A 22,241-nucleotide genomic window follows, 5' to 3' on the forward strand; every position below is an offset into this window, starting at 1 on the left:
ACACTGGGGTTCATTAGGAGTTTCACGATGGAAATGCTGAAGTTTGGTAAATTTGCTGCGCTGGCTCTGGCCATGGCTGTAGCTGTAGGTTGCTCGTCCAAAGGCGGCGACAACGCCGGTGAAGGCGCTGTTGATCCAAACGCTGGTTACGGCGCAAACACTGGTGCCGTTGACGGTTCCCTGAGCGAAGAAGCTGCTCTGCGCGCAATCACCACCTTCTACTTCGAATACGACAGCTCGGACCTGAAGCCAGAAGCCATGCGCGCTCTGGACGTTCACGCCAAAGACCTGAAAGCAAACGGCGCTCGCGTTGTTCTGGAAGGCAACACCGACGAACGTGGTACTCGTGAGTACAACATGGCACTGGGCGAGCGTCGTGCGAAAGCCGTTCAACGCTACCTGGTACTGCAAGGTGTTTCCCCAGCTCAGCTGGAACTGGTTTCCTACGGCGAAGAGCGTCCAGTTGCTACCGGCAACGACGAGCAGTCCTGGGCTCAAAACCGTCGCGTCGAACTGCGTAAGTAATTCGATATGCGAACGTGCCGTCGTGCTGTAACTGTTCTGGCTCTCAGCCTCGCGCCGCTTGCGGCGTGGGCTGCGGTTCCTGTGGTCGATGACAACTCCGGTTATAACAATAGCGGGAGCAGCTATCCGCCTGCGGGTTACGGTACGAACGGCGCCTATGCCGGGGGAGCGGCTTCGGCCCCTGCCTCGGCACAAGGCATGCTGTTCAACCAACTGCAACAGATGCAGGATCAGATTTCTCGCCAGCAAGGCGTGATCGAAGAACTGCAGAATCAGGTTGCGCGCATGAAGCAAGAATCCCTGGAGCGATACCAGGATCTTGATCGGCGCATAGGATCCGGTGTTGCACCAGCCGCGACTCCTGAGAATTCTTCTGCCGGTGGCGACGCAAGTGCTGCTGCCAGTGCTGCTGCCGGTGCCGGGGCTGCCGCTGCGGCCCAAGCGCCTGCCGCGAGCAGTGAGCCGGGTGATCCGGCCAAGGAAAAGCTGTATTACGATGCCGCTTTCGACTTGATCAAAGCCAAGGATTTCGACAAGGCCAGTCAGGCTTTTGCCGCTTTCCTGCGCAAATACCCGAACAGCCAATACGCGGGCAATGCCCAGTACTGGTTGGGTGAGGTGAACCTGGCGAAGGGTGATCTGCAAGGCGCAGGTCAGGCGTTCGCCAAGGTTTCGCAGTTGTATCCGAAGCACGCCAAAGTGCCGGATTCGCTGTACAAGCTGGCTGACGTAGAGCGCCGCCTCGGTCACACCGACAAGGTCAAGGGCATTCTGCAGCAGGTGGTTTCCCAATATCCGGGTACCTCCGCCGCTCAGTTGGCCCAGCGCGATCTGCAGCGCATGTAATTCAGCTTCACCCGTTTGGAAGAAACCCGCGCTTGTCGCGGGTTTTTTCGTTAGAATTCACGCCCTTTTTCTGAAACACGCTTCTGGTGATCTACGCGATGGCGGGGTTGCCGGAGGTGCCTGACGGAGGCGGACAGCCTGTTTAGCTGTTACGCCCGTGGCGACTATGCAAGACACATTGAGAATCACCGAAGTTTTCTACTCGTTGCAGGGGGAAACGCGGACTGCCGGGCTGCCCACGGTTTTTGTGCGCCTGACCGGTTGCCCATTGCGTTGCCAATACTGCGACAGCGCCTATGCGTTCAGCGGCGGTACGATCCGCACTCTCGACGACATCCTCGAGCAAGTGGCTGGCTATCGTCCGCGCTATGTCTGTGTCACCGGCGGCGAGCCGCTGGCGCAGCCGAACGCTATCCCTTTACTCAAGCGTTTGTGTGATGCCGGTTACGAAGTGTCACTGGAAACCAGTGGTGCGCTCGACATCTCGGCAGTCGATTCGCGCGTCAGTCGTGTTGTCGACTTGAAGACGCCGGACTCGAAAGAGGCCCATCGCAACCGTTACGAGAACATCGAGCTGCTGACCGCCAACGATCAGGTGAAGTTTGTCATCTGCTCGCGGGAAGACTATGACTGGGCGGTGTCCAAGCTGATTCAGTACGGTCTCGAGCGACGTGCAGGCGAAGTGCTGTTTTCCCCAAGTCACCATGACCTGAACGCTCGAGATCTGGCGGACTGGGTGGTGGCGGATAACCTGCCGGTGCGCCTGCAACTGCAGCTGCATAAATATCTTTGGAATGATGAGCCGGGGCGCTGAGATGACTGAACCACTGAACACTGGCGAAAAGCGTGCAGTCATTCTGCTGTCCGGTGGCCTGGACTCGGCCACGGTCGTGGCGATGGCCCGGGCTGAAGGCTATGCCTGCTACACCATGAGTTTCGATTACGGACAGCGTTCGCATGCAGAGTTGTATGCCGCCGCGCGCGTTGCTCGCGACCTCGGTGTGGTCGAGCACAAAGTGATCGGCCTGAACCTGAACGGCATGGGCGGCTCGGCGCTCACCGATACCAGCATTGATATCCCTGAAGCGCTGGGCGAGGGCATTCCGGTGACGTACGTGCCGGCGCGCAACACCGTGTTCCTGTCGCTGGCCTTGGGCTGGGCTGAAGTGCTCGGCGCCCGTGACATCTTTATCGGGGTCAATGCCGTGGATTATTCCGGTTACCCGGATTGCCGTCCTGAGTTCATTGAGTCGTTCGAGCGCATGGCCAATCTGGCGACCAAGGCGGGCGTGGAGGGCAATGGCTTCCGTATTCAGGCGCCGCTGCAGAACCTGAGCAAGGCGCAGATCGTCCAGGCAGGTGTGAAGCTGGGTGTCGATTACAGCCTGACCGTTTCCTGCTATCAGGCCGATGATGATGGCCGTGCCTGCGGCAAATGCGACAGCTGCCGCCTGCGTGCGGAAGGCTTCGCGGCAGCCGGTGTAAGCGATCCAACACCTTATTTTTGATTTTTTTCAAAAAGGTGTTGAATAGTCCTTAAAAATCAGTATTATACGCGCCACCACACAGCGGGTCGTTAGCTCAGTTGGTAGAGCAGTTGGCTTTTAACCAATTGGTCGTAGGTTCGAATCCCACACGACCCACCATATTTGGCGGTTTAGAAAATCCGGAAGGCCCACGAAAGTGAGGATTTCCGGGTTTTTTTTTGCCTGCGATTCGGGGGTGTGTTCTTTCCCGGTGTCCGCGCTGACGCAGGTCAGAATCATCTTTTGCATCTACGGGATATTCTGTAGCCTTGCGCAGCTTCAATGTTGTCCGTGCCTGATAATACTCACTCTCCCGGCGGTACCCTCAAGCGGTCCGGAGCCGGGTGTATACTCGACTTTCGCGCGAACGCGCCTGCAGGTCTTGCGAACATGACGCAGATTTCCGAACGCCTACTGGTTCAAGCCCACCTCGACGCCAAACAGCCCAAACCGCTGACTGCCGAGGAAGAGGCTTACTACCGTTCCGCCATCGCCGCCGAGCTCAAGGCTCAGGACGCGGTGCTGGTGGCTCACTTTTATTGCGATCCGGTGATTCAGGCCCTGGCCGAAGAAACCGGTGGCTGTGTTTCCGACTCCCTGGAAATGGCTCGCTTCGGCAATGCCCACCCGGCCAAGACCGTGGTGGTCGCCGGCGTTAAATTCATGGGTGAGACCGCGAAGATCCTCAATCCGGAAAAACGCGTGCTGATGCCGACCCTGGACGCCACCTGCTCGCTGGACCTGGGGTGCCCGGTCGACGAGTTCTCGGCGTTCTGCGATCAGCACCCGGAGCGTACGGTAGTGGTTTACGCCAACACCTCGGCAGCGGTCAAAGCCCGAGCTGACTGGGTCGTGACGTCGAGCTGCGCACTGGAGATCGTCGAAAGCCTGATGGACAACGGCGAGACCATCATCTGGGGCCCGGACAAGCACCTGGGCACTTACATTCAGCGCAAGACCGGTGCCGACATGCTGCTGTGGGACGGTGCCTGCATCGTCCACGAAGAGTTCAAGTCCAAGCAGCTTGAAGACATGAAGGCGCTGTACCCGGATGCCGCGATTCTGGTTCACCCGGAATCGCCGACCTCGGTGATCGAACTGGCCGACGCCGTCGGTTCGACCAGTCAGTTGATCGCCGCCGCTCAATCGCTGCCGAACAAGACCCTGATCGTCGCCACCGACCGTGGCATCTTCTACAAGATGCAGCAGTTGTGCCCGGACAAGGTCTTCATCGAGGCGCCTACCGCCGGTAACGGCGCTGCGTGCCGCAGTTGCGCACATTGCCCGTGGATGGCCATGAACACCCTTGAGCGCACGCTCAAGAGCCTGAAAGAAGGGACGAACGAGATCTTTGTTGATCCGGCGTTGATTCCGCAGGCGATCCGACCTTTGAAGCGCATGCTGGATTTCACCCAGGCGGCACGGATGAAGCTGGCCGGCAACGCTTAAGCTCAAAGGCATTACACAAAACCTGTGGGAGCGAGCTTGCTCGCGAAAGCGGTGTGTCAGTCACCATTGGAATCGACTGATACGACGCCTTCGCGAGCAAGCTCGCTCCCACAGTGGTATGGGGTATCACGAAGTTATTTGGTCTTTTTCGGAATTCGCACGAGGCGGGTGTCGGAATAGATGTCGTGCCAGGTGCGCTTCTGCTTGTCGTACAGCGACCAGAAGAACCCAAGCCCCACGCACAGCCACGAAGCGATCGACACCATGAAGCGCAGCAGCGCCTGCCACAGGCTGATCGCGCTGCCGTCGGCGTTCTGCACACGAATCCCCCACACTTGCATGCCCAGCGTCTGCCCGCCGTGGGTCCAGAACTTGGCGAAGAACGCGAACAGCACCAGCAGCAGTACCGTAGAGTAAAGCGGATCGCCATCCATTTTCCCGGCGTCGGTCAGCACGCGCAGGCGTTCTTCACCGATGATTGCCGCCTGGATCAGCTTGTAAACGAATCCGGTGACAATCAGCAGGGCGGTGCACAGCAGGAAGTCATAGAACATCGCGGCCAGGCGACGGCCGAGGCCAACGGCAGGAAAGTCGCCCTGTGGGATGAGCAAGGTTTTCGACATGGCAGCCTCTGGACGCAAAATGAAGCGCCATTTTACGGATTCGCGCGCACAAAAAAGCCCCTGATATCAATATCAGGGGCTTTTTCGTAACAGAAATCAGGCTTCTGCTTGTACTTCGTCAGCCTGCATGCCTTTCTGGCCTTGCACAGCAACGAAAGTCACTTTCTGGCCTTCTTTCAGGCTTTTGAAGCCGTTGCCCTGAATAGCGCGGAAATGCACGAACAGATCCGGACCGCTTTCTGGAGTGATAAAACCAAAACCTTTCTCGTCGTTAAACCACTTGACGGTACCGCTCTGACGTTGGGACATTTCTTATTTCCTTTGACGCAAAAATTGATGACAGTCTCTTCCTCATGAAAGAGTACTGGGGCTGGTTGCAGGAGAGTAAGAAGACGTCGAACGGGATGTAGCTAACTTGTAGGCTACTGCCCAGGTCACGATTCCAAGCTGACCCATGCAAACACAGTGGACAAACTCTACGCCAACTACGGGAGAAAAAACAAGCCCCGCGAAGGCCCCGGTTTTCCTACACTTGCTGGCAGTTAGTCAATTCACTAGTGCGGCTTAGACGATTAGCTCGTTCAATTGTTTTCGAACGTTATAAGCAAAGTTCATATTCGAATCAGATGTTAGAAAATGCACTTTTTTGTGGCGATTGCGTTACACATTAGTGCACGCATAACGCAATCGCGTTACTTATAGAAACAGTCAATCAGCCACGATAGTAGCGTTGTGGAACAAATGGCATTTTGCTTACAAGCATTGGCACCTTTTTCCCACGGACGATTGCCCAAACGGTGGTGTCGAGGGTGACATAAGCGCTGTCGAGGTATCCCATCGCCAGAGGGCCGCCCAGGGTCGGCCCGAAGCCGCCGCTGCACACGCTGCCGATGATCTCGCCCGCCTCGTTGACGATTTCCGCGCCTTCACGCACCGGGGTGCGTTCCTGCGGCAACAGGCCGACGCGTTTGCGTGCGACACCATTCTGCTGCTGGGCAAATACCTGCTCCGCCCCCGGGAAACCGCCGGCTCGCGCGCCGTCGGCACGGCGTGTCTTCGAGATCGCCCACAACAGGCCGGCCTCGATCGGCGTGGTCTCGGTGTTCATGTCGTGGCCGTAAAGGCACAGGCCGGCTTCCAGACGCAGTGAATCGCGGGCGCCGAGGCCGATGGCCTGGACTTCCGGTTCAGCCAGCAGGGCGCGGGCGAGTTTTTCCGCATCGGCGGCTGGCACCGAGATTTCGAAACCGTCTTCACCGGTGTAACCCGAACGGCTGACGAAGCAATCGACGCCCAGCAGTTGCACGCGATTGAACTGCATGAAGGTCATTTTCGCCACGTCCGGCGCCAGCCGCGCGAGCACGGTGACGGCTGCCGGACCTTGCAGGGCGAGCAGGGCGCGCGCTTCGAACAGCTCCGTTATGGTGCACTGATCGCCGATGTGTTTTTGCAGATGCGCCAGGTCCTGATCCTTGCACGCGGCGTTGACCACCAGAAACAGCTCGTCGTTACCGAGGTTGGCGACCATCAGGTCGTCGAGGATGCCACCGTTGTCGTTGGTGAACATCGCATAACGCTGCATGCCTACCGGCAGGTCGATGATGTCCACCGGCACCAGGGTTTCCAGGGCTTTGGCGGCATTGGCACCGGTCAGGCGGATCTGGCCCATGTGCGAGACATCGAACAGGCCGGCGTGCTCACGGGTGTGTTGATGTTCCTTCATCACGCCCAGCGGGTATTGCACCGGCATGTCGTAGCCGGCGAACGGCACCATACGGGCACCAAGTTCGAGGTGCAGAGCGTGCAGCGGGGTTTTCGACAGTTGTTCGGTGGACATGCGTGGCTCCTTGAAAATGTGATTCGGGATCGGGGGCAAGATCAAAAGCCCCTCACCCCGGCCCTCTCCCGGAGGGAGAGGGAGCTAGTTACGTTTGTCTCCCGGAGGGAGAGGGGGCTAAGTACGATCGTCTCCCTGAGGGAGGCGGAGTTAAATAAGGTTCAGCATTCGATAATGTTGACCGCCAGGCCGCCGCGGGCGGTCTCCTTGTATTTGCTTTTCATGTCGGCGCCGGTCTGGCGCATGGTGCGGATGACCTTGTCGAGGGAGACGAAGTGTTGGCCGTCTCCGCGCATGGCCATGCGTACCGCGTTGATCGCTTTCACCGAGCCCATCGCATTGCGTTCGATGCACGGCACCTGCACCAGCCCGCCAATCGGGTCGCAGGTCAGGCCGAGGTTGTGTTCCATGCCGATTTCCGCAGCGTTTTCCACTTGCTGCACGCTGCCGCCAAGGACTTCGCACAACGCACCGGCGGCCATTGAACAGGCGACACCGACTTCGCCCTGACAGCCGACTTCAGCGCCGGAGATCGAGGCGTTTTCCTTGTACAGAATGCCGATGGCGGCAGCGGTCAGCAGAAAGCGCACGACGCCGTCATCGTTGGCTCCGGGAATAAAGCGCATGTAGTAATGCAGCACTGCGGGGATGATTCCCGCCGCGCCATTGGTGGGGGCGGTGACCACGCGTCCGCCATTGGCGTTTTCTTCGTTGACCGCCAGCGCGTACAGGTTGACCCAGTCGAGTACCGACAGCGGATCGCGCAGTGCCGACTCCGGGTTCTTGCACAGTTGCCGATGCAGCGCCGCCGCCCGGCGCTTGACCTTCAGCCCGCCCGGCAGGATGCCTTCGTTGCGGCATCCGGCGGCGACGCAGTCCTGCATCACTTGCCAGATGTTCAGCAGGCCGGCGCGGGTTTCCGCCTCCGGGCGCCAGGCGCTCTCGTTGGTCAGCATCACCTGACTGATCGACAGCCCATAAGTGGCGCAATGACCGAGCAAATCCTTGGCGCTTTTGAACGGGAAGGTCAGCGGCGTAGCATCTTCGACAATCCGGTCGGCGCCGGCAGCGTCTTCGTCGACGACAAAACCACCGCCAACCGAGTAGTACTCGCGGCTGCGAATCTGAATGCCGGCGGCGTCGAATGCGCGAAAGATCATGCCGTTGGGGTGATAGGCCAATGGCTTGCGGATCATCGCCAGATGTTCTTTCTCGTTGAACGCAATGCTGTGTTCGCCGAGCAGGTTCAGCTGGCTATTACCGCGAATGGCTTGCAGGCGGGCGGCGACGGTTTCGGTGTCGACGGTGTCCGGGTGTTCACCCTCAAGGCCAAGCAGCACGGCCTTGTCACTGCCGTGACCTTTGCCGGTAGCGCCCAGCGAGCCATATAACTCGACGCGCACACTGGCGGTTGCGCTGAGCAGGTTTTCCCGGCGCAGACCTTCGGCGAAGCGCGCAGCGGCACGCATCGGGCCAACGGTGTGGGAGCTGGAAGGGCCGATGCCAATCTTGAACAGGTCGAACACGCTTAACGACATGAGTGGTTCTCCGGTTTCTTGTTATAGGAATTGGCGGAATATCAGGCTTGATGCGTTCCTTGTGGGAGCTGGCTTGCCAGCGATGGCGGTGTGTCAGGCAACAGAGATTGAGACTGATCCACCCTCATCGCTGGCAAGCCAGCTCCCACAGGGATCCGTGGTGTTCTGGAGAAAGGGGCAGGTATTCCCGCCCCTCATTCCTTTAAGCGTAGCTTTCGATCGACGGGCAGGCGCACACCAGGTTGCGGTCGCCGAACACGTTGTCGACGCGGCCGACCGGCGGCCAGTATTTGCCTTCAACCAGCGACGCCACCGGATACACCGCTTGCTCGCGGCTGTACGGATGGGTCCACTCGCCGACCAGCTCCGCCGCAGTGTGCGGGGCGTTCTTCAGCGGGTTGTCGTCCTTGTCCAGCGTGCCGTTTTCCACTGCGCGGATTTCTTCGCGGATGCGGATCATGGCGTCGCAGAAGCGATCCAGTTCTTCCTTGGATTCGCTTTCGGTCGGCTCGATCATCAGCGTGCCGGCGACCGGGAACGACATGGTCGGCGCGTGGAAGCCGAAGTCGATCAGGCGCTTGGCAACGTCATCGACGCTGATGCCGCTGCTGTCTTTCAGCGGACGCAGGTCGAGGATGCACTCGTGCGCCACCAGCCCGTTGCTGCCGGTGTACAGCACTGGGTAGTGCTCTTCCAGACGACGGGAAATGTAGTTGGCGTTGAGGATCGCCAGTTGCGAAGCGCGCTTCAGACCTGCGCCACCCATCATGCGAATGTACATCCAGGTGATCGGCAGAATGCTCGCGCTGCCGAACGGTGCCGCGCAGACCGCGCCTTCCTTGCGCTCCATCTGGGCGTGGCCCGGCATAAACGGTGCGAGGTGTGACTTGACGCCAATCGGGCCGACGCCCGGGCCGCCACCGCCGTGTGGAATGCAGAACGTCTTGTGCAGGTTCAGGTGCGAAACATCGCCGCCGAACTTGCCCGGCGCGCAGAGGCCGACCATCGCGTTCATGTTGGCGCCGTCGATGTACACCTGGCCGCCGTTGTCGTGAATGATCCCGCAGATTTCGCGGATACCTTCTTCGAACACGCCGTGGGTCGACGGGTAGGTGATCATCAGTGCAGCGAGGTGTTCGCGGTGCTCGATGGCTTTGGCACGCAGGTCTTCGATGTCGACGTTGCCGCGCGCGTCGCACGCGGTCACAACCACGCGCATGCCGGCCATGTTGGCGGTGGCCGGGTTGGTGCCGTGGGCGGACGACGGGATCAGGCAGATGTCGCGGCGCTCATCGCCACGGCTCTGGTGGTAAGCGCGAATCGCCAGCAGGCCAGCGTATTCACCCTGCGAACCGGCGTTCGGTTGCAGCGAGATCGCGTCGTAACCGGTAGCGGCGCAGAGCATCGCTTCCAGTTCGTCGGTCAGTTGCTGGTAACCGACGCTCTGTGCGGCGGGAGCGAACGGGTGCAAGGCGCCGAATTCGGCCCAGGTCACTGGGATCATTTCGCTGGCGGCATTGAGTTTCATGGTGCACGAACCCAGCGGGATCATGGTGCGATCCAGTGCCAGGTCCTTGTCCGCCAGTTTGCGCAGGTAGCGCATCAGCTCGGTTTCCGAGTGATAGCGGTTGAACACCGGGTGGCTGAGGATCGGCGACTGACGCACCAGCGCAGCCGGGATGGTGCTTTGCACCGAGGCGGCCAGCGCAGCGAAATCCGGCAGGGTCTTGCCGTCGGCGAACAGACTCCACAGGGTTTCAATATCAGCCTGAGTGGTGGTTTCGTCCACCGACAGGCCCAGACGCTGAGCGTCGATCACCCGCAGGTTGATCTGCTGGGCGTGCGCCTTGTCGTGCAGCGCGGCGGTTTGCGCGCCGGTGGCGAGGGTCAGGGTGTCGAAGAAGCTGTCCTGCTCGACGTTGGCGCCCAGTGCGTTCAGGCCCTTGGCCAGAATGGCGGTCAGGTGATGCACGCGGTTGGCGATCTGGGTCAGGCCTTTCGGGCCGTGGTACACGGCGTACATGCTGGCGATATTGGCCAGCAGCACTTGCGCGGTGCAGATGTTCGACGTGGCCTTCTCGCGGCGAATGTGTTGCTCGCGGGTCTGCATCGCCAGGCGCAGGGCCGGTTTGCCGAAACGGTCAACCGAGACACCGACCAGACGGCCCGGCATGTCGCGCTTGAACGCATCCTTGGTGGAGAAGTACGCGGCGTGCGGGCCGCCGAAGCCCAGCGGCACGCCGAAGCGTTGCGCGGAGCCGATGGCGACGTCCGCGCCGAACTCGCCCGGTGCGGTCAGCAAGGTCAGCGCCAGCAGGTCGGCAGCCACGGCGACCAGCGCGTTGGCGGCGTGGAAGCGTTCGGTCAGTTCGCGGTAGTCGAACAGGTCACCGTTGCTGGCCGGGTATTGCAGCAGCGCGCCGAAGAACGGCGTCACGTCAGTCAGTTCACGCTCGTCACCGACGACCACGTCGATACCCAGCGGCTCGGCACGGGTGCGCAGCACGTCGAGGGTTTGCGGGTGGCTGTGGATCGAGGCGAAGAATTGGTGGCTGCCCTTGTTCTTGCTCAGGCGTTTGCAGAAGGTCATGGCTTCGGCAGCGGCGGTGGCTTCGTCGAGCAAGGAAGCGTTGGCGATCGGCAGACCGGTGAGGTCGCTGATCAGGGTCTGGAAGTTCAGCAGCGCTTCGAGACGGCCCTGGGAGATTTCTGGCTGGTACGGGGTGTACGCGGTGTACCAGGCCGGATTTTCCAGGAGGTTGCGCAGGATCGGCGACGGCGTGTGGCAGTTGTAGTAGCCCTGGCCGATGTAGGTCTTGAACAGCTGGTTCTGGCCGGCGATGGATTTGATCATCGCCAGGGCGTCGGCTTCGCTGAGGCCGTCGTCCATGCCGAGCACGCTGGTGCCCTTGATGCTTTCCGGGATCACGCTGGCGCTCAGGGCTTCGAGGGAATCGAAGCCGAGGCTGTTGAGCATGGCTTGCTCGTCAGCGGCGCGCGGGCCGATGTGACGGGCGATGAATTCGTTGGCAGTGCCGAGGTTTACTTGGGTCATGTCGCTACTCCTCAGGCTTCGGCTTGGGCTTTGATCAAACGGTCGTAGGCGTCTTGATCCAGCAGTTTCGCCACAGCCGAGGCGTCGCTTGGCTGGAAGCGGAAGAACCAGCCTTCGCCCAGCGGATCTTCGTTGACCAGTTCCGGTGCGTCTTCCAGTGCCGGGTTGATTTCCAGTACGTCGCCATCGAGGGGCATGTACACGCCGCTGGCGGCTTTCACCGATTCCACGGTGGCGGCTTCGGCGCCTTTTTCGTAAGCCTGCAGCTCAGGCAGTTGCACGAACACCACGTCGCCCAGGGCGTTCTGCGCGAAAGCGGTGATGCCGACAGTAACGCTGCCGTCAGCTTCAGTGCGCAGCCATTCGTGATCTTCAGTAAAACGCAACTCGCTCATGGAAACTCCTAAGGGGGCCAGACTCGTCTGGTGGACGCGGTGGAAGGCTCGGGCGGCAAAGCCCTGATTTTATGAACGGTTACTTAGCAAGAACGCGGCCATCTTGGATTTATCGTTATAAATCAATTGGATAGCTATTTCTGGCGCTGCCGCATATTGCGTGCGTGTAGCGAAATCGCTACAGCTTGGGGCGGGGAAAAAAGCTGAACGGGATCAAAGCCTTGCACTGTGGTCGCTGGAAGAGGGTGTAGCGATATCGTTCCGCTGTAGCGCTTTCAGTACAGATGGAGGTCGCTTTTGAACGGATTTCGAATCCGTCACAAATCGTTGTAGGAGTGAGCCTGCCAGGGGATATGCGGCGTGATCAGGGCTTGTTGGGAATGCCGTACTTGCGCAGGCGATGGGCGATGGCGGTGTGCGAGGTTTGCAAGCGGCTCGCCAGTTGCCGGGTCGAGGGGTAGCTGACGTAGAGCTTTTCCAGCAGCGATTTTTCGAAGGACTCGACGGCTTGTTCGAGGCTGTCGACATCGCTGTCGGTCTGGCGCGCCACGGAGGTGCCGGCGATGTCGAGATCGCCGATATCGACCAGGCTGCTTTCGCAGATCGCGGCGGCGCGGAAGATCACGTTCTGCAGTTGCCGCACGTTACCCGGCCAACGATTACCGAGTAGCGCCGGATAGGTGCCGGGGGCGAGGCGGCAGACCGGGCGCTGGATCTGTGCGCAAGCCTGCTGCATGAAATAGCGCGCCAGCAGCAGGATGTCCTGACCGCGTTCGCGCAGCGGCGGCACTTCAACGTTGAGCACGTTGAGACGGTAGAACAGGTCTTCGCGGAACAGGCCTTCGCTGACCATTTTTTCCAGGTCGCGGTGGGTGGCGCTGAGGATCCGCACGTTGACCTTCACTTCGCGATCACCGCCGACCCGACGGAAGCTGCCGTCATTGAGAAAGCGCAACAGCTTGGCCTGCAAGTACGGCGACATCTCGCCGATTTCATCGAGAAACACCGTGCCCTGGTTCGCCAGTTCCATCAGCCCCGGTTTTCCACCACGCGCCGCGCCAGTGAAGGCGCCGGGGGCGTAGCCGAACAGTTCGCTCTCGGCGAGGTTCTCCGGCAGCGCCGCGCAGTTCAGGGCGAGAAACGGCGCACTGTGCCGCGCACTGATGGCATGGCAGGCGCGAGCCACCAGTTCTTTACCGGTGCCGGTTTCGCCCTGAATCAGCAGCGGCGCGTCGAGGGCCGCGACCCGTTGCGCGCGCGCCTTGAGGGTGCGGATCGCCGGGGATTCGCCGAGCAATGCATCGAAACCTTCGGCGTGGTCGTGGTGCAGTGCCGACAATTGTTCGCCGATGCGGTTGGGTTGATAGAGCGTGAGCAAGGCGCCGGCATCTGTGATCGGTGTGGCGTCGAGCAACAGGGTCTGGCCGTTGACGGTGATCTCGCGCAGCGGCAGGCGGAAGCCTTGCTCGAGCAGGGTGTCCAGCAGGCCGGGATCGTTGAACAGCTCGGAGACGCTTTCCCCCGCCGGTTCACGCCCGTACAGCGCGATCAAGGCCGGGTTGGCCAGCAACACCTTGCCGGCGCTGTCGAGGGCCAGCACCGGGTCGGTCATCGCCGCGAGCAAGGCATCGAGCTGCAGGTGCCGACGCTGGCCGGGGAGGATGTCGACGACCGTCACCGCTTCCACACCGCGCACGCGAAACAGCGCATCTTTCAGCTCTTCGAGCACTTGCGGGCTCAGGGTCGGGGCGTCGATGTAGACGTTCGGTGGAATCATCTCCACCGCATCCAGATTGAGATTGCGCCCACCGAGGATAGCCAGGACTTCCTGGGTGATGCCGACGCGGTCGATGAAGCTGACGTGGATACGCATGGGGCGGTTCAGTGATCTGCAGTGCGGAGGGTGGCAAGTATGCCTTAAATCAAAAACACCCTCACCCCAGCCCTCTCCCGGAGGGAGAGGGGGCCGATAGCGGAATGCTCACGAGGTACGTCAACCTGAAAATACGGCTGTGAATCACGAGGTACGCCGACCTGAAAATACGGCTGTGAATCACGAGGTACGCCGACCTGAAAAATACGGCTGCGAATCCATAATCGACTCGGTCTTTCAGGTCGATGTCTGTCCTCAGACACTTCGGTCAGTCCCCTCTCCCTTTGGGAGAGGGCTAGGGTGAGGGGCTTTTGAGGTTATTCGAAGTGCTCGAGATTAACCGGGTCGCCGGATTTCATATCGAGCTGCTTACGGATGTCTTCGAACATCAGATCGTAATGCTTGTGCACCGAGCCGATCTGGCTGTGGGTTCTGGGGATGCCGTATTTCTCGGCGATTCGCGTCACATTGTTGGCAAAGTTGTAAGCCTCTTCCTTGGGCAGGAAGAAGGTCTCTTTCATGTCCTTTCCCTGAAGGCTGCCATGCATCGTGAACTGGATGCCTTTGCCTTTTTGCGGATCGGTGAACACTTCATAGTCGAGGCACACGTTGTAACTGACGTCATCCGGCGTCAATGCGTGCCGCTCGATATGCAGATGACCAGGTTCGAATTGGGCCATGGGTTTCTCCTTTCAAGGCATGGGAGAAGGGCAGACCCTGGGTCTGCCCCCGGAGTTTCTATTTATCGATAACGGATGCCCGGCTTCGCGGTGCTGACGCGAGTACCGGCGGTGCCCTGGACGATCGCTTCGATGTCCGCGAGTGAGCCGATCACCGCGACCTTGCCAGTATGGCGTGCGAATTCGCAGGCTGCCTGCACCTTCGGTCCCATGGAACCGGCGGCGAAGCCCAGCCGTTCCAGTTCATCCGGATGCGCCTCGGCGATGGCTTTCTGCGTTGGCTTGCCGTAGTCGATGAACGCCGCGTTGACGTCGGTGGCGATCACCAGCAAATCGGCTTCCAGCTGTTCAGCGAGCAGCGACGAGCACAGGTCCTTGTCGATCACCGCCTCGATGCCCTTGAGGTGGTGATTCTCGTCGTACATGGTCGGAATCCCGCCACCACCGGCGCAGATGACGATGCTGCCCTTGTCCAGCAGCCACTTGATCGGACGGATTTCAAAGATGCGTTTCGGCCGTGGGCTGGCGACCACGCGGCGGAACTTGTCACCGTCCGGGGCGATGGCCCAGCCTTTCTCGGCGGCGAGTTTTTCCGCTTCGGCCTTGTCGTAGACCGGGCCGATCGGTTTGCTCGGGTTCTGGAAGGCCGGGTCCTTGGCATCGACTTCAACCTGGGTCAGCAGGGTGGCGAATGGCACCTCGAAGTCCAGCAGGTTGCCCAGTTCCTGTTCGATGATGTAGCCGATCATGCCTTCGGTTTCGGCACCGAGCACGTCCAGCGGGTAAGGGGTGACGGAGGTGTACGCCGCCGCCTGCAGCGACAGCAGGCCGACTTGCGGGCCATTGCCGTGGGCGATGACCAACTGGTTGCCGGGATGGATCTTGGCGATTTGCTCGGTGGCGATGCGGATGTTGGCGCGCTGGTTGTCAGCGGTCATCGGTTCACCACGGCGGAGCAGGGCGTTACCGCCCAGAGCTACGACGATACGCATGGTGCATGTCCTTCTAGAAAACAGTGAGTTCGTGCAGGACGAATACGATCCCTGTGGGAGCCGGGCTTGCCCGCGATGGCGGTGTATCAGTCAGCATTTCTGTCGGCTGACACACCGCTATCGCTGGCAAGCCAGCTCCCAAGTGACCGTGTCGATCAATTACAGATCAGCCAGGGTCGAGACCAGAATCGCCTTGATCGTGTGCATGCGGTTTTCCGCTTGCTCGAAGGCGATGCAGGCGGGCGACTCGAACACGTCGTCGGTCACTTCGATGCCGTTGGCCAGGTGCGGATACTGCTCGGCGATCTGTTTGCCGACCTTGGTATCGCTGTTGTGGAAGGCCGGCAGGCAGTGCATGAACTTGGTGCGCGGGTTGCCGGTGGCTTTCATCAGTTCGGCGTTGACCTGGTACGGCAGCAGTTGCTGGATACGTTCGGCCCAGGCTTCCACCGGTTCACCCATCGACACCCAGACGTCGGTGTGAATGAAGTCGACGCCCTTGACGGCGGCTTTCGGGTCTTCGGTCAGGGTGATGCGTGCACCGCTTTCTTCCGCGTACTTGTTGCAGCGCTCGACCAGATCGTCATGCGGCCACAGGGCTTTCGGCGCACAGATGCGCACATCCATGCCGAGTTTGGCGCCAACCAGCAGCAGCGAGTTGCCCATGTTGTTGCGGGCGTCGCCGAGGTAGGCGTAGCTGATTTCATGGATCGGCTTGTCGGCGTGCTCACGCATGGTCAGCACGTCGGCAATCATTTGCGTCGGGTGATATTCGTCGGTCAGGCCGTTGAACACCGGCACCCCGGCGAACTTCGCCAGCTCTTCGACGATTTCCTGTCTGAAGCCACGGTACTCGATGGCGTCGTACATGCGACCCAGCACGCGGGCCGTGTCTTTCATGCTTTCCTTGTGGCCGATCTGCGAGGAGTTCGGGTCGATGTAGGTGACGTTGGCGCCCTGGTCATAGGCCGCCACTTCGAACGCGCAGCGGGTGCGGGTCGAGGTTTTTTCGAAGATCAGGGCGATGTTGTTGCCCTTCAGGTGTTGCTGCTCGGTGCCGGTGTACTTGGCGCGTTTCAGATCGCGGGACAGGTCGAGCAGGTAACGCAGCTCACGTGGGGTGTGGTGTTCCAGGCTGAGCAGGTTACGGTTGTGAATGTTGAACGCCATGATGATTCTCCTTGGATTCGGTAATCGGCCCGGCCGCGACGGGGTGGGTGCGGCCGGGGAGATGGTCGTTTAGTAATCGATTGGATCGCGGATGATCGGGCAGGTCATGCAGTGGCCGCCGCCACGGCCGCGGCCGAGTTCGCCGGCGCTGATGGTGATGACCTCCACGCCCGCCTTGCGCAGCAGGGTGTTGGTGTAAGTGTTGCGGTCGTAGCCGATGACCACGCCCGGTTCCACGGCCACCACGTTGTTGCCGTCGTCCCATTGCTCGCGTTCGGCGGCGAAGCTATTGCCGCCGGTTTCCACCACGCGCAGCTTCGGCAGGTTGAGGGCTTTGGCCACGGTGTCGAGGAAGTTGGTTTCTTCGCGGCGAATGTCGATGCCGCCCTGTTTGCTTTCGTCAGGGCGCAGGGTGAACGCGACGATCTGGTTGACCACTTCCGGGAAGATCGTCACCAGGTCGCGGTCGCAGAAGCTGAACACGGTGTCCAGGTGCATCGCGGCGCGGGACTTCGGCAGGCCGGCGACGATGACTTTCTCCACGGCTTTGTTCTTGAACAGGTTCAGCGCCAGTTGGCCGATGGCCTGGCGAGAAGAACGTTCGCCCATGCCGATCAACACCACACCGTTGCCGATCGGCATCACGTCGCCGCCCTCAAGGGTGGCGCTGCCGTGATCCTTGTCCGGGTCGCCGTACCAGATCTCGAAATCGGCGTTGGTGAACTGCGGGTGGAATTTGTAGATGGCGGTGGTCAGCAGGGTTTCCTGACGGCGCGCCGGCCAATACATCGGGTTCAGCGTCACGCCGCCGTAGATCCAGCAGGTGGTGTCGCGGGTGAACTGGGTGTTCGGCAGCGGCGGCAGAATGAAGCTGGAGTGGCCGAGGAAGTCGCGGAACATCTGGATGGTCTTGCCACCGAAGCTGTCTGGCAGATCATCGGCCGACACGCCACCGATCAGGAACTCGGCGATGTGCCGCGGCTCAAGGCTTTTCAGCCAGGATTTGACTTCGCTGATCAGGCCCAGGCCCACCGAGTCGGCGGTGACCTTGCGGTCGAGAATCCAGTCCAGCGCTTCAGGGATGGCGACGATGTCGGTCAGCAGGTTGTGCATTTCCAGCACGTCGATCCCGCGTTCACGCATCTTGGTCACGAAGTCGAAGTGGTCGCGCTTGGCCTGGGCGACCCACAGCACGTCGTCGAACAGCAGTTCATCGCAGTTGTTCGGGGTCAGCCGCTGGTGGGCCAGACCTGGGGAGCAAACCATGACTTTGCGCAGTTTGCCGGCTTCGGAATGGACGCCGTACTTAACTTTTTCCGTGGTCATTGCAGTGATCCTCCAGAGATAAAATTTTGGGCAATTACAGAGTCAGGAAGCCGTCGTAGAGACCGTAGGCAGCCACCAGGGCACCGACGACCACCGCGGCGAAAATCAGCTTCTCGACGTTGGTGAAAACCGCTTGTTTGAGTTCGAGCTTGGCCTTGGCGAACAGGATCGCGCCGGGGGCATACAGCAGGGCCGAGAGCAGCAGGTACTTGACGCCGCCGGCGTACAGCAGCCAGACCGCGTAGACCAGGGCGATGCCGCCGATGATCAGGTCCTTGCGCCGCTCGGCCGCGAAGCCTTCGTAGGTTTCGCCACGCACCGCGATCAGCAGGGCGTAGGCTGCCGACCACAGGTACGGCACCAGAATCATCGAGGTGGCGAGGTAGATCAGCGACAGGTAAGTGCTGGCCGAGAACAGAGTGATGATCAGGAAAATCTGCACCATCGCGTTGGTCAGCCACAGGGCGTTGACCGGTACGTGGTTGGCGTTTTCCTTACGCAGGAACTCCGGCATGGTGTGGTCTTTGGCGGCGGCGAACATGATCTCCGCGCACAGCAGCACCCACGACAGCAGCGCCCCCAGCAGCGAGATGATCAGCCCGACGCTGATCAGCACCGCGCCCCAGTGACCGACCACGTGTTCGAGCACGGCGGCCATCGACGGGTTCTGCAACTTGGCCAGTTCTGGCTGAGTCATGATGCCCAGCGACAGCACGTTCACCAGCACCAGGAACAGCAGCACGGTGATGAAGCCGATTACAGTGGCCTTACCCACGTCGGAGCGTTTTTCCGCCCGCGCCGAGAAGATGCTCGCGCCCTCGATGCCGATGAACACCCACACGGTGACCAGCATCATGTTGCGCACCTGGTTCATCACGCTGCCCAGGTCGGGGTTTTTCAGGCCCCAGATATCAGCGGTGAAGATGTCCAGTTTGAACGCGAAGACCGCGATCAGGACGAACAGCAGCAGCGGCACGACTTTGGCGACGGTGGTCACCAGGTTGATGAACGCCGCCTCCTTGATCCCGCGCAACACCAGGAAGTGCACGGCCCACAGCAGCACCGAGGCGCCGATCACCGCAGCAACGGTGTTGCCCTCGCCGAAGACCGGAAAGAAATACCCGAGGGTGCTGAACAGCAGAACAAAGTAACCGACGTTGCCCAGCCAGGCACTGATCCAGTAACCCCAGGCGGACGAGAAACCCATGTAATCGCCGAAACCGGCCTTGGCGTAGGCGTAGACACCGCCGTCCAGGTCAGGTTTGCGATTGGCGAGGGTCTGAAAGACAAAAGCGAGGGTGAGCATGCCGACTGCGGTGATGGCCCATCCGATCAGGACCGCGCCGACGTCGGCGCTGGCGGCCATGTTTTGTGGTAACGAAAATATCCCGCCACCGATCATTGAACCGACTACCAATGCAACGAGTGCACCGAGTCGTAGTTTTCCGGGAGCTTCAGACATTGCATAACTCCATTGCAGGAGAGAAGAGTTCACAGCGTAGTGGTGTTATCTGTGCAAACAGCTGACTTGGATCAGTTCATGGTCACATTCCATTGTTAATGAATGACTTAAGAAAGGACTGATGGCATAAAGCTGCTGCCTGAAGAGCCCTGTTCCAGAGGCTTTTGGCAGATGTGGTTGGGAATTGCTCCTATTACTTTCGAATTATCACGCTAGTTGCTTTTCAGCTTTTGGCAAATTTTTGGCATCTGTTTTCAATACAGAATCGATTAATCAGGATTGGTGCACAAAACGGATTAACCGTGTTATGCGTTAGCGTTGTTGGCTATATATAAAAGGCGTTGATTGGCGTTATTCAATAAACGTACTTACGCTTATCCGTTTAGTTAATACCCAGAAATAGACACACCTTGTGGCGAGGGGATTTATCCCCGATGGGTGGCGTAGCCCCCCAGATCCATTCAGCGCGGTGCATCAGGCAGAACGAGTTCTCAGGTTTTGGGGCGGCTTCGCCACCCATCGGGGATAAATCCCCTCGCCACAGGTATAACTCGCCACAGGTATAAACAGGTTTCGAGAACCTTTGTCAGGAAGAGGGAGACTGGAATGTCGCAACCGACGCAAAAGCTGCGACTGGGGGCGTTGATCGCCTTGGTAGTGGGTTCGATGATTGGCGGGGGGATTTTTTCCCTGCCGCAGAACATGGCGGCCCGCGCCGATGCCGGGGCGATCCTGATCGGCTGGGGCATCACCGCCATCGGCATGCTGACCCTGGCGTTCGTGTTCCAGACCCTGGCCAATCGCAAACCCGAACTGGACTCCGGTGTCTACGCTTACGCCAAGGCCGGGTTTGGCGACTACATGGGGTTCTCGTCGGCGTGGGGTTACTGGATCAGCGCCTGGCTGGGCAACGTCGGTTATTTCGTCCTGCTGTTCAGCACCCTCGGCTACTTCTTTCCGGTTTTCGGTCAGGGCAACACCCCGGTCGCCATTGCCTGCGCGTCGGTGTTGTTGTGGGCCGTGCATTTTCTGGTGATGCGCGGGATCAAGGAGGCGGCGCTGATCAACCAGTTGACCACCATGGCCAAGGTCGTGCCGTTGATCATGTTCATCGTCATCGCGGCGCTGGCGTTCAAGGCAGATATTTTTACCCGTGACATCTGGGGCCACAGCAACCCGAATTTTGGCGGGGTGATGGACCAGGTGCGCAACATGATGCTGGTCACGGTGTTCGTGTTCATCGGCATCGAAGGCGCCAGCGTCTACTCGGCGCGAGCAGAGAAACGCAGCGACGTCGGCCGCGCCACGGTGATTGGTTTCATCGGGGTGCTGGCGCTGCTGGTGCTGGTCAACGTGCTGTCGCTGGGGATCATGAGCCAGCCGGAACTGGCGACCCTGCAGAACCCTTCGCTGGCGGCGGTGCTCGAGCATATTGTCGGGCCGTGGGGCGCGTTGTTGATCAGCGTCGGCCTGGCGATTTCCCTGCTCGGTGCGTTGCTGTCGTGGGCATTGCTGTGCGCGGAAATCCTCTTCGCCACGGCCAAGGACAAGACCATGCCGGCGTTCCTGAAAAAGGAAAACAAGAACCACGTGCCGGTCAACGCACTGTGGCTGACCAACGTGATGATCCAGATTTTCCTGTTGATCACGCTGTTCTCCGCAGGCACCTACACCAGCCTGATTTACCTGGCCTCGTCGATGATTCTGGTGCCGTATTTGTGGTCGGCGGCGTACGCGGTGCTGTTGAGCGGTCGCGGCGAAACCTATGAGCACGCGTCGGCCGAGCGCACCAAAGACCTGCTGATCGGCGGCATCGCCCTGTGCTACGCGGTGTGGTTGTTGTACGCCGGCGGAGTGAAGTATCTGCTGCTGTCGGCGTTGTTGTATGCGCCGGGGGTGTTGCTGTTCGCCAAGGCCAAGCGTGAGCAGGGCGAGCCGTTGTTCACCCATGTCGAGAAGGCGATTTTCACCTGCGTGATCATCGGCGCCGGGCTGGCGGCGTACGGTTTGTACAGTGGTGTGCTGTCGCTGTGAGGTTGATGCTGGCCTATCGGCCACCCTATGACTGGACGGCGATGCTGGGCTTTCTCGCTGCACGGTCAGTGGTCGGCATGGAAACCGTGGTGGACGGCGTGTATTCGCGCAGCATCGGCTTGAACGGTGTCCACGGCACGCTGTCGGTCTGGCCGGGGAGGGGCGATGCGCTAGAGGTCGAGCTGGATTTTCCCGATCCGGCAGCACTGCCCGAGATTGTTGCGAGGCTGCGGCGGCTGTTTGATCTGGATGCCGATCTGCCGTCGATGCACCGGCATCTGGCTGACGACCCGTTACTGGCGCGGTTGATCGCCGAACGTCCGGGGCTGCGAGTGCCGGGGGCGTGGGACGGTCTGGAGCTGGCCTTTCGTGCGGTACTCGGGCAGCAGATTACCGTGGTCGCGGCGATCCGGCTGGCGGGGAAACTGGTGGCGCAATATGGCGCGCCGTTGTGCTCGGCGGTACCGGGTTTGACTCGAGTATTTCCCGATGTCCAGGTGCTGGCGGCGGCTGATCTGGCGGCGTTGGGCATGCCGAAAAGTCGTGGACGGACGCTTTCGGGCATGGCGCAGGCGCTGCTGGAAGATCCGCTGTTGTTCGAGCCGGGGCGCGAGAGTGGCGTGGCGCGTTTGCTGGCATTGCACGGGGTCGGCGAGTGGACGGCGCAGTACATCGCGTTGCGCCAGTTGCGCGATATGGACGGGTTTCCCCATGGCGATGTCGGGTTGTTGCGGGCGCTGGAGGTGCTGGAAGGTGTGCGACCCGCGGCGCGGGAACTGGCTGATCGGGCTGAGGCCTGGCGACCCTGTCGCGGGTATGCGGCGCAGGTGTTGTGGACGTCTTTGAGCGCTGTGCCCGCAGCCCAGCCGTCTCCCGGAGGGAGAGGGGGCTGACCGCGGTGTCTTTCGTG

General features: G+C 60.4%; 19 protein-coding genes and 1 tRNA gene. 8 read left to right on the top strand and 12 right to left on the bottom strand.

Annotation, left to right across the window (positions count from 1 at the left end; genetic code table 11):
* Positions 1-27 precede the first annotated feature (27 nt).
* From pal to nadA, 6 genes are all read left to right on the top strand, one after another.
* Positions 28-525: a peptidoglycan-associated lipoprotein Pal gene (gene pal, locus K5Y35_RS14270; protein ID WP_003178634.1), complete on the top strand. Its 498-nt coding sequence runs from the start codon at positions 28-30 to the stop codon at positions 523-525.
* Positions 526-531: 6 nt separating this feature from the next.
* Complete coding sequence (gene ybgF / locus K5Y35_RS14275; RefSeq protein ID WP_222832200.1) at positions 532-1,371, top strand: tol-pal system protein YbgF; 840 nt, start codon at positions 532-534, stop codon at positions 1,369-1,371.
* 166 nt (positions 1,372-1,537) lie between these two features.
* Entirely contained in the window at positions 1,538-2,185 is a 648-nt protein-coding gene (queE, locus tag K5Y35_RS14280) for a 7-carboxy-7-deazaguanine synthase QueE (protein WP_123467196.1), read from the top strand.
* Between the two features lies 1 nt (position 2,186).
* Positions 2,187-2,879 carry a 7-cyano-7-deazaguanine synthase QueC gene (gene queC, locus K5Y35_RS14285; RefSeq protein ID WP_222832201.1) on the top strand — a complete coding sequence of 231 codons (693 nt, stop codon included), beginning with the start codon at positions 2,187-2,189 and terminating at the stop codon, positions 2,877-2,879.
* Between the two features lie 62 nt (positions 2,880-2,941).
* Positions 2,942-3,017, top strand: a tRNA-Lys gene (locus K5Y35_RS14290).
* A gap of 270 nt (positions 3,018-3,287) precedes the next feature.
* Positions 3,288-4,346 carry a quinolinate synthase NadA gene (gene nadA, locus K5Y35_RS14295; RefSeq protein WP_003227499.1) on the top strand — a complete coding sequence of 353 codons (1,059 nt, stop codon included), beginning with the start codon at positions 3,288-3,290 and terminating at the stop codon, positions 4,344-4,346.
* A gap of 134 nt (positions 4,347-4,480) precedes the next feature.
* Here the strand turns inward: nadA and K5Y35_RS14300 are convergent, their stop codons facing one another.
* The 12 genes from K5Y35_RS14300 to arcD (K5Y35_RS14355) form a co-directional block, all read right to left on the bottom strand.
* Positions 4,481-4,969, bottom strand: coding sequence for an RDD family protein (locus K5Y35_RS14300; RefSeq protein ID WP_123467192.1), 489 nt, complete (start codon positions 4,967-4,969; stop codon positions 4,481-4,483).
* Positions 4,970-5,065: 96 nt separating this feature from the next.
* Positions 5,066-5,278: a cold-shock protein gene (locus K5Y35_RS14305; RefSeq protein ID WP_003175786.1), complete on the bottom strand. Its 213-nt coding sequence runs from the start codon at positions 5,276-5,278 to the stop codon at positions 5,066-5,068.
* Positions 5,279-5,681: 403 nt separating this feature from the next.
* Positions 5,682-6,806: a glycine cleavage system aminomethyltransferase GcvT gene (gcvT, locus tag K5Y35_RS14310; RefSeq protein WP_222832202.1), complete on the bottom strand. Its 1,125-nt coding sequence runs from the start codon at positions 6,804-6,806 to the stop codon at positions 5,682-5,684.
* A gap of 161 nt (positions 6,807-6,967) precedes the next feature.
* A complete protein-coding gene (locus K5Y35_RS14315) occupies positions 6,968-8,344 on the bottom strand; it encodes an L-serine ammonia-lyase (RefSeq protein ID WP_222832203.1) in 1,377 nt (458 codons plus the stop codon).
* A 202-nt stretch (positions 8,345-8,546) separates the two neighbouring features.
* Entirely contained in the window at positions 8,547-11,399 is a 2,853-nt protein-coding gene (gene gcvP, locus K5Y35_RS14320) for an aminomethyl-transferring glycine dehydrogenase (protein ID WP_222832204.1), read from the bottom strand.
* Positions 11,400-11,410: 11 nt separating this feature from the next.
* Positions 11,411-11,794 (bottom strand): glycine cleavage system protein GcvH, encoded by a 384-nt coding sequence (gene gcvH, locus K5Y35_RS14325; protein WP_123467185.1) that lies wholly within the window; start codon positions 11,792-11,794, stop codon positions 11,411-11,413.
* Positions 11,795-12,158: 364 nt separating this feature from the next.
* On the bottom strand, positions 12,159-13,667 hold the full coding sequence (locus K5Y35_RS14330) for a sigma-54-dependent transcriptional regulator (protein ID WP_123467183.1): 1,509 nt from the start codon (positions 13,665-13,667) through the stop codon (positions 12,159-12,161).
* 317 nt (positions 13,668-13,984) lie between these two features.
* Positions 13,985-14,347, bottom strand: coding sequence for a DUF5064 family protein (locus K5Y35_RS14335; protein WP_123467181.1), 363 nt, complete (start codon positions 14,345-14,347; stop codon positions 13,985-13,987).
* A gap of 62 nt (positions 14,348-14,409) precedes the next feature.
* A complete protein-coding gene (gene arcC, locus K5Y35_RS14340; RefSeq protein WP_222832205.1) occupies positions 14,410-15,339 on the bottom strand; it encodes a carbamate kinase in 930 nt (309 codons plus the stop codon).
* A 159-nt stretch (positions 15,340-15,498) separates the two neighbouring features.
* Positions 15,499-16,509, bottom strand: a complete 1,011-nt coding sequence (locus tag K5Y35_RS14345; RefSeq protein WP_222832206.1) for an ornithine carbamoyltransferase — start codon at positions 16,507-16,509, stop codon at positions 15,499-15,501.
* Between the two features lie 69 nt (positions 16,510-16,578).
* On the bottom strand, positions 16,579-17,835 hold the full coding sequence (gene arcA, locus K5Y35_RS14350) for an arginine deiminase (protein ID WP_123467175.1): 1,257 nt from the start codon (positions 17,833-17,835) through the stop codon (positions 16,579-16,581).
* Positions 17,836-17,869: 34 nt separating this feature from the next.
* Positions 17,870-19,297 carry an arginine-ornithine antiporter gene (gene arcD / locus K5Y35_RS14355; protein WP_222832207.1) on the bottom strand — a complete coding sequence of 476 codons (1,428 nt, stop codon included), beginning with the start codon at positions 19,295-19,297 and terminating at the stop codon, positions 17,870-17,872.
* 606 nt (positions 19,298-19,903) lie between these two features.
* Between arcD (K5Y35_RS14355) and arcD (K5Y35_RS14360) the strand changes: the two genes are divergently transcribed.
* Positions 19,904-21,331 carry an arginine-ornithine antiporter gene (gene arcD, locus K5Y35_RS14360; protein ID WP_186746688.1) on the top strand — a complete coding sequence of 476 codons (1,428 nt, stop codon included), beginning with the start codon at positions 19,904-19,906 and terminating at the stop codon, positions 21,329-21,331.
* Positions 21,328-22,224: a DNA-3-methyladenine glycosylase family protein gene (locus K5Y35_RS14365; RefSeq protein WP_222832208.1), complete on the top strand. Its 897-nt coding sequence runs from the start codon at positions 21,328-21,330 to the stop codon at positions 22,222-22,224. Before arcD (K5Y35_RS14360) ends, K5Y35_RS14365 begins: the two co-directional genes overlap by 4 nt.
* Positions 22,225-22,241 lie beyond the last annotated feature (17 nt).

Source organism: Pseudomonas sp. SC3(2021), assembly GCF_019856535.1.
Lineage (GTDB): Bacteria > Pseudomonadota > Gammaproteobacteria > Pseudomonadales > Pseudomonadaceae > Aquipseudomonas > Aquipseudomonas monsensis.

What these genes read in the sequence shown, in the direction of transcription:
- pal (WP_003178634.1), top strand. Translation starts at nt 28, where the DNA reads ATGGAAATGCTGAAGTTTGGTAAATTTGCTGCGCTGGCTCTGGCCATG.
- ybgF (WP_222832200.1), top strand. Translation starts at nt 532, where the DNA reads ATGCGAACGTGCCGTCGTGCTGTAACTGTTCTGGCTCTCAGCCTCGCG.
- queE (WP_123467196.1), top strand. Translation starts at nt 1,538, where the DNA reads ATGCAAGACACATTGAGAATCACCGAAGTTTTCTACTCGTTGCAGGGG.
- queC (WP_222832201.1), top strand. Translation starts at nt 2,187, where the DNA reads ATGACTGAACCACTGAACACTGGCGAAAAGCGTGCAGTCATTCTGCTG.
- nadA (WP_003227499.1), top strand. Translation starts at nt 3,288, where the DNA reads ATGACGCAGATTTCCGAACGCCTACTGGTTCAAGCCCACCTCGACGCC.
- K5Y35_RS14300 (WP_123467192.1), bottom strand. Translation starts at nt 4,969, where the DNA reads ATGTCGAAAACCTTGCTCATCCCACAGGGCGACTTTCCTGCCGTTGGC.
- K5Y35_RS14305 (WP_003175786.1), bottom strand. Translation starts at nt 5,278, where the DNA reads ATGTCCCAACGTCAGAGCGGTACCGTCAAGTGGTTTAACGACGAGAAA.
- gcvT (WP_222832202.1), bottom strand. Translation starts at nt 6,806, where the DNA reads ATGTCCACCGAACAACTGTCGAAAACCCCGCTGCACGCTCTGCACCTC.
- K5Y35_RS14315 (WP_222832203.1), bottom strand. Translation starts at nt 8,344, where the DNA reads ATGTCGTTAAGCGTGTTCGACCTGTTCAAGATTGGCATCGGCCCTTCC.
- gcvP (WP_222832204.1), bottom strand. Translation starts at nt 11,399, where the DNA reads ATGACCCAAGTAAACCTCGGCACTGCCAACGAATTCATCGCCCGTCAC.
- gcvH (WP_123467185.1), bottom strand. Translation starts at nt 11,794, where the DNA reads ATGAGCGAGTTGCGTTTTACTGAAGATCACGAATGGCTGCGCACTGAA.
- K5Y35_RS14330 (WP_123467183.1), bottom strand. Translation starts at nt 13,667, where the DNA reads ATGCGTATCCACGTCAGCTTCATCGACCGCGTCGGCATCACCCAGGAA.
- K5Y35_RS14335 (WP_123467181.1), bottom strand. Translation starts at nt 14,347, where the DNA reads ATGGCCCAATTCGAACCTGGTCATCTGCATATCGAGCGGCACGCATTG.
- arcC (WP_222832205.1), bottom strand. Translation starts at nt 15,339, where the DNA reads ATGCGTATCGTCGTAGCTCTGGGCGGTAACGCCCTGCTCCGCCGTGGT.
- K5Y35_RS14345 (WP_222832206.1), bottom strand. Translation starts at nt 16,509, where the DNA reads ATGGCGTTCAACATTCACAACCGTAACCTGCTCAGCCTGGAACACCAC.
- arcA (WP_123467175.1), bottom strand. Translation starts at nt 17,835, where the DNA reads ATGACCACGGAAAAAGTTAAGTACGGCGTCCATTCCGAAGCCGGCAAA.
- arcD (WP_222832207.1), bottom strand. Translation starts at nt 19,297, where the DNA reads ATGTCTGAAGCTCCCGGAAAACTACGACTCGGTGCACTCGTTGCATTG.
- arcD (WP_186746688.1), top strand. Translation starts at nt 19,904, where the DNA reads ATGTCGCAACCGACGCAAAAGCTGCGACTGGGGGCGTTGATCGCCTTG.